Genomic DNA, 11,118 nt, shown 5'->3' on the forward strand with positions numbered 1-11,118 from the left:
TACAAAAAAAGAGGCGGGGTACTACGGTGTGATTGGGTTTTTAGTAGGTGAATGAACTAGGAAGGGGAATTATTGCCCGTTTTAAAGGGGAGATTTCTTTCAGGATGTTGTTTATACAAACAAATAGAGGAAGGGTTTTATTCAGTATTAAATGGCAGGTCATCGACTTTTCAGAAACGAGTACGACGCTTCATTGCCGTTTACCCCGCCCCGTGGGGCGGGCCTGCCAAACCTCAATGACTGTGCCTTCGCATCCAGGCTTGCCGCTGACGCCCTCTCATTGGCGAGTACGGCCCGTCATCTCCTGAGCCATTTCGCTGGCGTAGCTGTCAGTCATCCCGGCGATAAAATCGATCATCCGCAAGAATGCACCATGCAACGAACCGTTCGGATCGGGCGCGTTGTTACCCAGCAGGTCGAGAATTCGCCGATTCTTGAACGAAGGCGTGCGACCGCCATGTTGCTCCAGGGCGGCGCCGCAAAATCCGTTGAGCAGGATTTCCAGCGTGGTGTAGGCGCCGATCTCATGCAGGGTCTTGCGCTTGTCCTGGAAGATCTTCTTGCGCGCCATGTCCTTGGCATTCAATACGCAACGTTTGGCTGGGCCATGCATGTGTTCCACCAGGTCCCCTGGCAGCGTACCGGCCAGCAACGCTTGCTGCTGCTCGACGAAAGCCCTGGCTGCGGCGTTGGTCAGATGTTCGATGGCCTTGCCCCGCAGGATCGCCAGTTTGCGTCTTCGCGAGTCCAGTGGTCCAAGTTGACGGTAAGTGTCCGGGAGATCGTCGCCCACCAGGTCCAGAAGCAGCGACTCCACTTGCGGGTATTCCAGCAGCTCCATTTCCACGCCGTCTTCCAGGTCGATCAGCGCGTAGCAGATGTCATCGGCGGCTTCCATCAGGTAAACGAGCGGATGCCGTGCCCAGCGCTGGTCTTCGAGCTGAGGCAGGCCGAGCTTGTGGGCGATCTGTTCCAGCAACGGCAGTTCGCTCTGGTAGCAACCGAACTTGTGCTTCTTGTAGCCCAGGGAGTCCGCGTGACGGGCGGTCCAGGGGTATTTGAGGTAAGTGCCGAGGGTGGCATAGGTCAACCGCGTACCACCGTCGAACTGGTGATATTCAAGCTGGGTGAGCACCCGGAACCCCTGGGCGTTGCCTTCGAAATTGAGAAAGTCGTTGCGCTCGGCCTCGGTCATGGCGTCGAGCCAACCGCGGCCTGCGGCCTGCTGGAACCAATAGCGGATGGCGTCTTCACCGGAATGACCGAATGGCGGGTTGCCGATGTCATGGGCCAGGCAGGCCGATTGCACCACCATGCCCAGGTCACTTGGCTCGCACCACTCAGGCAGGGCGCTGCGGATGGTTTCTCCCACGCGCATGCCCAGGGAGCGTCCGACGCAACTGACTTCCAGCGAATGGGTCAGGCGTGTGTGGATGTGGTCGTTGCTGGAGACCGGATGCACCTGGGTCTTGCGTCCGAGGCGCCGGAACGCGCCGGAAAAAATGATGCGGTCATGGTCTTTGTGGAACGGGCTGCGGCCCAACTCTTCCGGGCTGTGCAGCGTTTTTCCGAGGCGCTCGCGAGTCAGCAGGGTGTGCCAATCCAAGGCTGGTTGCTCCGTTTGATAAGGTCGATGTCCTAGCTTCGCGGTTCGCGGGGCACCTCGCAAGGCCTATAGGCTATTGCTACGTCAGGGTTTGCGCACACTTTTGGCCAGCTTGATGAGCGGCAGCAGGGTCGTTGCCAGCCGGATCAGTCCCGTCAGGCTGCTGGTACGGCCGCTGCGGGTCCGTTTGCCGGTGAGAAAACCGAGCAAGGACACCGCCGCCACGCCCCAGAGCGGCGCGTGCTTGATGCCGAAGCCCTCGTGCCAACTCTGCGTGAAACCGCGCACCCGCTGCAGAGGTTGCAACAGTTGACGGGTTTCCTGGCGGATTTCCTGTCGGTGCATTTCCATGCGCAGACGTACCAGCGCCTTGCGCATTTCCTGGCGGGTCCGGGCTTGAGGAATATCAGGCAGGCTCATGGCAACAGGCGCTCCCGGTCGTTGGCCAATTCTTCCAAAGTGGCATGGAAAGGGGAGGACTCGTCATAGATCGCTGCTTTGAGTCGCAGGCCGCAGAACAGGGCGGCCAGCAGATAAAACAGGCACAAGCCAATAATCCCCGCCAGACGATAGGTATCCCATACCAGGATCAGTACCAGCGCCGAGAGCCCCACCAGCAGCAACAACGCAAATACCAGCGCCAGCCCGGCGAACAACAGCAGGCTGACTGTGCGTGCTTTCTGTTCCTGCAATTCGATGCCGAACAATTCGACATGACTGTGCAGCAAGCCAAGGAACGCGGCGCCCAGGCGGCGTGCTGTAGGTTGGGTGCCCGCTTCGGACGAGCCGGATTCGTCAATGCCCATCATTAGCGCCGTGTCGCCAGCAGGCCGATCAGAAAGCCCACGCCAGCTGCGATGCCGACGGATTGCCAAGGATTGGCCTGAACGTATTCCTCGGTGGCGATCACCGCCGCCTGGCCGCGCTCACGCACCGAGTCTTCGGTCAACTTCAGGGTCTCGCGGGCGCGCAAAAGGGTTTCATGGATCTGACTGCGCAGCTCATCTGCCTGGTCGCCAGCCAGTGTCGCGGTGTGATCCAACAGCCGTTCGGTGTCGCTGACCAGCGTCTGAAAATCTTCCATCAGGATTTCTTGAGCAGTCTTTGCCTGGGTTCTGGCCATGGGGGAATCTCCGTAAGTGACGTCTGAAGCGTTCGAGTATGAGCCATACCGGAAGGTTCAGTGAAACTGGCTGGTACAACTTTTGCTCAGGGTTTTGCCATGTACTGGTGCGTCCCCCTGCGCCTGTGCGCTGAAGCTGGGCGTCAGCCCGCAAAACCTTAACCCAGAAAAACAAAATCCGCGAAGCACTCCAAGCGCAACACCGCATTGTCGATTTTTTGTGCACTCATTCGGTTCATCGGTTTTTCGGTAGTCAGATGAGATGTCTCGACTTGGTGCGTCGTCTGGGCGGGCGAACCGGTTTGGTGCTTTTTTCAACTTTTCAGGTCTGCCAACCATGGAAAATATGCAAAGCGCTGTGGACACTCTGGTCCACAGCTCCAACACGCTGTTCATTTTGCTCGGTGCGGTCATGGTTCTGGCGATGCACGCCGGTTTCGCGTTCCTTGAAGTGGGAACTGTCCGACAGAAGAACCAGGTCAATGCACTGTCGAAAATTCTCAGTGATTTCGCCGTCTCCACCCTGGCCTATTTCTTCGTGGGCTACTGGGTTTCCTACGGCGTGACCTTCCTGCAACCTGCTGCGGCGCTCAACGTCGATCATGGTTACAGCCTGGTGAAGTTTTTCTTCCTGTTGACGTTCGCCGCCGCGATCCCGGCGATCATTTCCGGCGGTATTGCCGAGCGTGCCCGATTTGCCCCTCAGTTGTGTGCCACGGTGTTGATCGTCGCGTTTGTGTATCCATTCTTCGAAGGCGTGGTCTGGAATGGCAATTTCGGCCTGCAGGCCTGGTTGCAAGCCCAGTTCGGCGCTGGCTTCCATGATTTTGCCGGTTCGGTGGTCGTGCATGCCATGGGCGGATGGCTGGCGCTGGCGGCCGTGCTCTTGCTGGGGCCGCGTAACGGCCGTTACCGCGACGGTCGTCTGGTGGCGTTCGCGCCATCGAGTATTCCTTTCCTGGCCTTGGGTTCGTGGATCCTGATTGTCGGCTGGTTCGGCTTCAACGTGATGAGCGCCCAGACGCTGCCGGCGGTGAGCGGGTTGGTGGCGATCAATTCATTGATGGCCATGGTCGGCGGGACCGTGGCGGCGTTGGTCGTCGGACGCAATGACCCCGGCTTTCTGCACAACGGTCCGTTGGCCGGGCTGGTAGCGGTCTGTGCCGGTTCGGACCTGATGCACCCGATCGGCGCACTCGTGACCGGCGCTATCGCCGGTGCCTTGTTTGTCTGGTTTTTCACCGCGGCCCAGGGCAAGTGGAAGATCGACGATGTGCTCGGTGTCTGGCCGCTCCACGGGTTGTGTGGTGTCTGGGGCGGCATTGCTTGCGGGATCTTCGGCCAGAGCGCTCTGGGCGGCCTGGGCGGGGTCAGTTTGATCAGCCAACTGATCGGCACCACGCTGGGCGTTGTCGTTGCCCTGTGCGGCGGGTTCGCGGTCTATGGTGCGATCAAGGCTGTGGTGGGACTGCGGCTGACTCAGGAGCAGGAGTACTACGGCGCCGACCTTTCGATCCACAAGATCGGCGCGGTCAGTCAGGACTGATCCTAAGGCTCTTTGTCCTGATTCCCAGGATAAAAACCGTGTAGCAAGCGATAGCGGTCGTGGCGGACCTGATCCACATGCTGCTGGACCTGCTGGTTCGGCAGCCCGAGCATGATCAGGGCGTGGGAGGCCAGCATCAGGCTTGACTCCAGCAGCTCCGGGACCACTTCGCTGGCCCCGGCAGCCTGCAACTCCGCCAATTGGCTGTCATCGCGGGTACGCACCAGAATCGGCACCTGGGGATTGAGCCGGCGGGCTTCCTTGAGCACGCTGATGGCGATGTCGGTTTTGTCCACGGCGATCACCAGCAGCTTGGCGCGACTCAGTCCGACGGCGGCCAGCAGGTCGCCCCGGCGTGAATCTCCATAGTGCACGCAGCTTTCCCCGACGCTGGCTTCCTGAATGATGACTGGATCGTCGTCCAGGGCCACAAACGCCTGGCGTTCCCTGCGCAGAAACCTGCCGATTGACTGGCCGACGCGACCATACCCGCAAATGACTACATGACCCGACAAATCGGCATTGAGTGCGCTTATCTGGTCCAGCTGTGCCTCTTCGTTGGGTTTGCGGTGCAGGCGGGCAGCAATGCGCGGCGCGGCACGCAACAGCAGTGGCGTCAGCAGCATCGAGCAGAAGGTCGCTGCCAGCAGCAGGCCGCTGATGTCGGCGGGCATGAGGCGGTTCTGCTGCATCAGTGCCATCAGGGCAAAACAGAATTCGCCGCCCTGGGCCAGGGCCAGGCCACTGCGCCAGGAGGTTTCGCCGTCGTCCCCTTGCCATTTCACCAGCACTGCGACCACGCAGCCTTTGATAAGCATCAATCCCAGGGTCAACCCGAGGATCAGCAAGCCGTCCTCCACAAACAACTGCAGATCGATCAGCATGCCGATGCTGACGAAAAACAGCCCCAGCAGAATGTCGCGGAACGGCCGTATGTCTGCCTCGATCTGATGTCGGTAATGGCTTTCCCCCAACAACATGCCTGCCAGAAACGCCCCAAGCGCCGGTGACAGACCCAGCAGATGGGTCAGCCACGCTGTCAGCAATACGATCACCAGGGCCAGCAGCACGAACAGCTCAGCGGACCGGGATTCGGCCACTTCATGGAACAGCCGTGGCAGCAGTAGACGACTGGCCAGCAGTAAACCGCCGAACAGCACCAGGGTCTTGCCCAGGGTCAGGGGCAACGCCCAGTACCATGGTTGCTCGCTGCTGCCGGCGAACACGGGGACGAGGGTCAACAGCAACACCGCGACGACATCCTGGAACAGCAGCACACCGATTGCGTTCTGGCCATGGCTGCTGAATATTTCCCCCAGGCTGGTCAGCTCCTTGCTGACAATAGCGGTGGAGGACAAGGCCAGCCCGGCGCCGAGCAGCATGGCGGCGACAGGCGGGGCGCCGAAGAGCAGCAGCAGACTGCCCAGCAGTATCCCTGAGCACAGCACCTGCAGGCTGCCAAGGCCGAACACGACCCTGCGCAGTTCGATCATCTTCGCCAGGGAGAACTCCAGCCCCAACGAGAACAACAGGAAAACCACCCCGAGCTCGGCCAGGTCTGGCAGTTCCTCGCTGTCGTTCACCCAGTCCAGGGCGGTGGGGCCGACCGCCAGACCGACACACAGATAACCCAGTACCGGCGGCAGGCGCAGTCGCCTGAACAGGGCGATGACCACCAGGGACGAGGCAAGAATGATCAGCAGATTGGCAAACAAGGGGTACTCCGTTTCAAGGTTTGCGCCACACAGCGTAGAAGGAAAATAAGCGCCGGGCATTGCCGGAAAAGTATTGGCGCTCAATGATTTGCACAGCGTTTTACCGAAGCACTGTCAGATTTTCTACCCGGCTCGACGGTTTTGCAGGGTGGGCCTAGAATGACCGTCTCTCTTTAGTGGGTCTACCTGCCATGCCTCCTGAATGCCAGTTGTTCGGCACCCTGGGTTGTCATCTTTGTGAAGTTGCCGAAGGTGTATTGATGTCTTTCGTCGAGCATGGATTGTTGGTGGAGCTGGTGGATATCGCCGAGAGCGAGGTTTTGTCCGAGCGTTATGGGCTGCGAATCCCGGTCCTGCGCCGGATCGATACGGGCGCGGAACTGGATTGGCCTTTTGACGATGCTGATCAGGTGGCCGCTTTCCTGAGTTGAAGCCTGCCATACGTCGCGTCCGGGCACTGCCATTGGCGAAAATCCCCTTCTTCGGTTACTGTATGCCCATACAGCTATCTGGAGTGCGTCCCTTGGTCAATGTCGAACAACTGAAGAACAGCGTGAACAGGATGTCCGTGGACGTTGTGCGCGAGGCGGTCCAGGAGTTGCGCCTGGACGGGCTGGTAACCGAAGGCAAGACGCCCTTCAACAAACTGCATTTCAACACCTGCTTCGCCGAGATCGAAGCATTGTTCCAGCGTGCCGGCTACCACAAGCAACTGGACGTGGTGGGTTACCAGGGCCTGTTGTATGCATTGTACGATCCGGGTCGCTGGGAGGCGGTGGAGGTGCTGCGCTGGCTGAAAGAGTTCACTGAAGCGGCAGCAAAGACGACGTCGATGCCGGCGTGAAGCAATCATTGCTGGGCTGACATGCGCGGCTGGCGGATAATGCCGCCCTGTCAAAAGATTAGAGTTTTCAATGTCCCGGTCATCGTTTTGCGCCGCTCACCATCAGGCCAGCACCTTGTATCTTCCGCCCGGCTCCTGGCAGACGGTGCTGGAGTGCCTGTGCGAGCATTTCAGCACCATCAGTCGCGAGCAGTGGCTGGACCGGATCATCCGGGGTCGGGTATTGGACGGCGAGGGCAGGGCCATTGCTGCCGACCTGCCGTACCGGGAAGGCCTGCGCATCCACTACTTTCGTGAGGTGCCTGACGAGAAGCCGATCCCGGTCGTGGAATCGATTCTGTATGCCGACGAACATCTGGTGGTAGCAGACAAGCCGCATTTTCTGCCTGTCACTCCAGCGGGCGAGTATGTCGAGCAGACCCTGTTGCGACGTCTGATCCGACGTCTGGACAATCCCCATCTGGTGCCCTTGCACCGTATCGACCGGCATACGGCGGGGCTGGTGCTGTTTTCAGCCAACCCGCAGACCCGTTCGGCTTATCAGTCGCTGTTTCCAACGCGCAAAATCGAGAAACGCTACCAGGCCATAGCCCCTGCGTTACCTCAGATGACCTTCCCTCGGGTGCATAAGAGCCGAATGATCGATGGCGAGCCGTTCTTCCGGATGCAGGAAGGGCCGGGCGAGCCCAATACCGAAACGGCCATCGAAGTCCTGGAAAAGAACGGCGAGTTGTGGCGCTACGGTCTGTCTCCGGTCACGGGCAAGAAGCACCAGTTGCGAGTGCATATGAATGCCCTCGGGGCGGCTATCTGTAACGATCCGTTCTACCCGGACGTGCTGCGGGACGTGGAGGACGATTACGCCAACCCGCTCAAGCTGCTGGCCGAGGGGTTGAGTTTTATCGATCCTGTCACCGGCCAGGAACGTGTTTTTCAAAGCGATATCAGCTTGCAGTGGTAATCGGGCTGACTTTCGAACAGGCATCAAAAAGCCCGCAAGTATCGCGGGCTTTTCTGTAGCTGGCTGTGGCGTTGAAGGTTACAGGTCTTTAACGGTACGAACCTGATCCTTGTTCACGCGAGTCTCTTTACCGTCCAGTTGCTCGAATTCGTAGAAGCCGGTGTCTTCGTCGTACTCGGGGGTGTCGACGGCCTGGATTTCGCGACCGTCATTCAAGGTAATCACTGTTGGCGATGCGCACCCGGCGAGAGTGGCGAGGCCCAGTGCGAGCATGAAAGTGGCGAGGGTCCGTTGAGTCATGGTGTTTCTCCGAAATAGGATTCTTCAAGTTACTGACCTTCAGACGTATACAGCGCGCGCAAGTTCCTGGCTAGTGTCAATCTGACACACCTTTGTGGCCGCTGAGCAGTTCAGGCGTGTTCAGATTTGCCAGGCGAATATCGTTGGCAGGGCATTGCAGTGCAGTCGCATGCAACGCCCGCATGATGCGGCCCGGGCTGCGTTCGCCTTCGCTCCAGGCCTGTTCGAAAGCCGGGGCCAGCGCCACAGGAATGACGCACAGCAACGGTTCCCAATGTTCACCATGACGTACCATCAGTGGCTTGTCGGGATGCTGGCTCGCCTCGCTGAGCATGCTGTCGAGCAGGCTGGAGTCGATCTGCGGTACATCACACGGCAGCACCAGCAGAGAAGGGTATCGTGCCACCTTGAGGCCCGCCCGGATGCCTGCCAACGGACCGGGGAAGCCCCCTTCATCGTCATGCACCAATTGATCGGCATACAGCGCATAGCGTTCCGGATTGCGGTTGCAGGAGATAATCAGGTCGTCGCTCAGTGCGCGCGTCTGTCGATGCAGATGGGCGATCAACGGTTCGCCCTGCCACTGCAACAGGCCCTTGTCCTGCCCGCCCATGCGTTGTCCGCGCCCCCCGCCAGCAGCAGGATGGAGCATGATGGCGGGGAAGTATTCGAGGTCATGGTGTGTCTCCGCACGGGCGAAAAAATGAAGCGCTGTGATATAACACCGGGCTGTTTCCTCTACAACTGGACGAGCCTATGAAAGCCAAGGCTGATGTACCTTTCGTGCCGCTCAATATCGCGGTGCTGACAGTCAGTGATACCCGCACCCTTGAAACCGATACGTCGGGGCAGGTCTTTGTCGATCGGCTCACGGCGGCCGGTCACAACCTGGCGGCGCGGGTTCTGCTCAAAGATGATTTGTACAAGATCCGCGCGCAAGTCGCGAACTGGATCGCCGAGGACGTGGTGCAAGTGGTGCTGATTACTGGCGGCACCGGTTTCACGGGGCGCGACAGCACTCCAGAAGCCGTCGCGTGCCTGCTGGACAAACAGGTCGACGGCTTCGGTGAACTGTTTCGCCAAATATCGGTGGCGGACATCGGCACTTCCACCGTCCAGTCTCGGGCGCTGGCAGGTCTGGCCAATGGCACGCTGGTTTGTTGCCTGCCTGGCTCAACCAACGCGGTGCGTACTGGCTGGGACGGGATACTGGCCGAGCAACTGGATGCGCGGCATCGTCCGTGTAACTTCGTGGCCCATCTGAAACAGGCAGCGCCTTGTGAATCCCGTGGGTAAACCGGGCAAGGCCGGTGCCTTGATGGCCGTGGAGGTGGCGTTGGAGCGTTTGCTCGAGATGGCGGCGGCTACGCCGATTGTCCAGCGTGAACGTTTGCCTTTGGCCGCGGCGCAAGGCCGGGTGCTTGCAGAAGATCTGGTATCGACCCTTGATTTGCCGCCATGGCCCAACAGCGCCATGGACGGCTACGCGTTGCGGCTGGCTGACTGCACAGGTGAGCCGCTGGTGGTCAGTCAGCGAATTTTCGCCGGCCAGGCCCCGGAGCCGCTGGCTGCAGGAACCTGTGCACGGATCTTCACCGGAGCGCCTGTCCCTGCCGGCGCTGACTGCGTCGAGATGCAGGAAAACGCCGTGGTTGAAGATGACCTGCGCATACGCTTTACCGAGCCGATGGTGAGCGGGCAAAACATCCGCCCGCAGGGGCAGGAGACAACTGTCGGAGAAACGGTTCTTTCCTGCGGTACTCGCCTGGGGCCGATCGAGCTGGGGCTGGCGGCGTCTCTTGGCTGCGCATCGCTGGAGGTAGTGCGCAAGGTGCGTGTTGCAGTGCTCTCCACCGGTGACGAACTGGTAGAGCCAGGTCAGGCGCTGGGCCCTGGCCAGATCTATAACAGCAATCGCGTACTGCTCTGTGGCTGGTTGCAGCAGCTGGGTTGTGAGGTGGTCGACGCAGGTATTCTGCCCGACGACTTGCCCGCCACCCGCCAGCGTCTGGGGCAGTTGTCGGATGTCGATCTGATCCTGTCCACTGGCGGCGTATCGGTGGGGGAGGCTGACTTCCTGGGGACCGCCTTGCGCGAAGAGGGTGAACTCGCGCTCTGGAAGCTTGCCATCAAGCCTGGGAAACCGCTGACGTTCGGGCATTTTCGTGGTGTGCCTGTGATCGGCCTGCCCGGAAACCCTGCCTCGACCTTGGTGACGTTCGCATTGTTAGCCCGGCCTTACTTGTTACGCCGCCAGGGTGTTCAGGCGGTAACGCCGCTCAAGTTCAAGGTACCGGCTGGCTTCGACTGGCCGAAGGCAGGCGGTCGACGAGAATACTTGCGAGGTCGCCTCGAGAACGGTCGGGCGATCATCTACCGCAATCAAAGCTCCGGTGTGCTGCGCAGCGCGGCCTGGGCTGAAGGACTGGTTGAGGTGCTTGAGGGGCGAACCCTGGTCGAAGGCGACGAAGTGGGTTTTATTCCCTTGAGCGAGGTCCTGGGCTAGCGCTGCGGCAGTGGGAGTATCCGGCCCGAGTCGAGTGCTCGGGCTTTTCATGCCCATCGGCTTTATCGCGAGAGCAGCATGACCAGTTGATCGAATCGACTGTTCGCAATCCAGCCCAGCAGGCCAAAGACCACCGCTGCTGCGCCTGCTGAATAGGCGAGCCTGTGGCGGATGACCTTCACATCGGTTCGGATTTCATCCATGTCTTTACGGATGTATTTAAGGTGAGTTTCCAGTTCAACGACGCGCGGTTCCAAATCAATTCCTCCTGCGGGATTACTGCAACTTTTGCATTCGTTTTGAACGTTGGCCTGTTCGCTTCCAAATGATGCGAGCTGCCGGGGCGACAGCTTGTATTTATGGCTATGCATGGGGCGTTTCATCCCTTTGGCCATAACTGTTCGAACCACTGTTCCGGCCCCTGCGGGCCGTGATGTATCCATCCATGGGTTAAGACATCCTTGTGTAATGAGCATTTAAACGATCCAGCACAACAGAGCACCAAAGTGTCTCAATA

General features: G+C 59.6%; 13 protein-coding genes and 1 pseudogene. 6 read left to right on the forward strand and 8 right to left on the reverse strand.

Features of this window, described 5'->3' with window-relative positions; all coding sequences use genetic code 11:
- Positions 1-277 precede the first annotated feature (277 nt).
- From GKKCFE_RS07050 to GKKCFE_RS07065, 4 genes are all read right to left on the reverse strand, one after another.
- Positions 278-1,606 carry a deoxyguanosinetriphosphate triphosphohydrolase gene (locus GKKCFE_RS07050; RefSeq protein WP_047226382.1) on the reverse strand — a complete coding sequence of 443 codons (1,329 nt, stop codon included), beginning with the start codon at positions 1,604-1,606 and terminating at the stop codon, positions 278-280.
- 84 nt (positions 1,607-1,690) lie between these two features.
- Positions 1,691-2,026 carry a hypothetical protein gene (locus GKKCFE_RS07055; protein ID WP_047226383.1) on the reverse strand — a complete coding sequence of 112 codons (336 nt, stop codon included), beginning with the start codon at positions 2,024-2,026 and terminating at the stop codon, positions 1,691-1,693.
- Positions 2,023-2,412, reverse strand: a complete 390-nt coding sequence (locus GKKCFE_RS07060) for a phage holin family protein (RefSeq protein WP_047226384.1) — start codon at positions 2,410-2,412, stop codon at positions 2,023-2,025. Before GKKCFE_RS07060 ends, GKKCFE_RS07055 begins: the two co-directional genes overlap by 4 nt.
- 2 nt (positions 2,413-2,414) lie before the next feature.
- Positions 2,415-2,729 carry a DUF883 family protein gene (locus GKKCFE_RS07065; protein ID WP_047226385.1) on the reverse strand — a complete coding sequence of 105 codons (315 nt, stop codon included), beginning with the start codon at positions 2,727-2,729 and terminating at the stop codon, positions 2,415-2,417.
- A gap of 337 nt (positions 2,730-3,066) precedes the next feature.
- Here GKKCFE_RS07065 and GKKCFE_RS07070 point away from each other — a divergent pair, with 337 nt between their 5' ends.
- On the forward strand, positions 3,067-4,275 hold the full coding sequence (locus GKKCFE_RS07070; protein WP_047226386.1) for an ammonium transporter: 1,209 nt from the start codon (positions 3,067-3,069) through the stop codon (positions 4,273-4,275).
- Positions 4,276-4,277: 2 nt separating this feature from the next.
- On the opposite strand, the gene GKKCFE_RS07075 is transcribed toward GKKCFE_RS07070, so the two are convergent.
- A complete protein-coding gene (locus tag GKKCFE_RS07075) occupies positions 4,278-5,990 on the reverse strand; it encodes a cation:proton antiporter (protein WP_305467882.1) in 1,713 nt (570 codons plus the stop codon).
- A gap of 191 nt (positions 5,991-6,181) precedes the next feature.
- Here GKKCFE_RS07075 and GKKCFE_RS07080 point away from each other — a divergent pair, with 191 nt between their 5' ends.
- The 3 genes from GKKCFE_RS07080 to GKKCFE_RS07090 all read left to right on the forward strand — a co-directional run bounded on the left by GKKCFE_RS07080 (position 6,182) and on the right by GKKCFE_RS07090 (position 7,795).
- Positions 6,182-6,421 carry a glutaredoxin family protein gene (locus GKKCFE_RS07080; RefSeq protein ID WP_047226388.1) on the forward strand — a complete coding sequence of 80 codons (240 nt, stop codon included), beginning with the start codon at positions 6,182-6,184 and terminating at the stop codon, positions 6,419-6,421.
- A gap of 92 nt (positions 6,422-6,513) precedes the next feature.
- A complete protein-coding gene (locus tag GKKCFE_RS07085) occupies positions 6,514-6,834 on the forward strand; it encodes a transcriptional regulator (protein ID WP_445577661.1) in 321 nt (106 codons plus the stop codon).
- A gap of 70 nt (positions 6,835-6,904) precedes the next feature.
- Positions 6,905-7,795 (forward strand): pseudouridine synthase, encoded by an 891-nt coding sequence (locus GKKCFE_RS07090; protein ID WP_445577662.1) that lies wholly within the window; start codon positions 6,905-6,907, stop codon positions 7,793-7,795.
- 78 nt (positions 7,796-7,873) lie between these two features.
- On the opposite strand, the gene GKKCFE_RS07095 is transcribed toward GKKCFE_RS07090, so the two are convergent.
- Both GKKCFE_RS07095 and mobA read right to left on the reverse strand, forming a co-directional pair.
- Positions 7,874-8,095: a YgdI/YgdR family lipoprotein gene (locus tag GKKCFE_RS07095; protein WP_047226391.1), complete on the reverse strand. Its 222-nt coding sequence runs from the start codon at positions 8,093-8,095 to the stop codon at positions 7,874-7,876.
- A 76-nt stretch (positions 8,096-8,171) separates the two neighbouring features.
- A pseudogene (mobA, locus tag GKKCFE_RS07100) lies at positions 8,172-8,773 on the reverse strand (molybdenum cofactor guanylyltransferase MobA).
- Positions 8,774-8,851: 78 nt separating this feature from the next.
- Here mobA and moaB point away from each other — a divergent pair.
- Positions 8,852-9,391 carry a molybdenum cofactor biosynthesis protein B gene (gene moaB / locus GKKCFE_RS07105; protein WP_047226393.1) on the forward strand — a complete coding sequence of 180 codons (540 nt, stop codon included), beginning with the start codon at positions 8,852-8,854 and terminating at the stop codon, positions 9,389-9,391.
- Positions 9,392-9,413: 22 nt separating this feature from the next.
- Positions 9,414-10,601, forward strand: a complete 1,188-nt coding sequence (locus GKKCFE_RS07110; protein WP_188251221.1) for a molybdopterin molybdotransferase MoeA — start codon at positions 9,414-9,416, stop codon at positions 10,599-10,601.
- A 62-nt stretch (positions 10,602-10,663) separates the two neighbouring features.
- Here GKKCFE_RS07110 and GKKCFE_RS07115 read toward each other — a convergent pair whose 3' ends face one another.
- A complete protein-coding gene (locus GKKCFE_RS07115; protein WP_225248412.1) occupies positions 10,664-10,972 on the reverse strand; it encodes a hypothetical protein in 309 nt (102 codons plus the stop codon).
- Positions 10,973-11,118: the final 146 nt, after the last annotated feature.

This window comes from Pseudomonas sp. E141, from assembly GCF_052659885.1.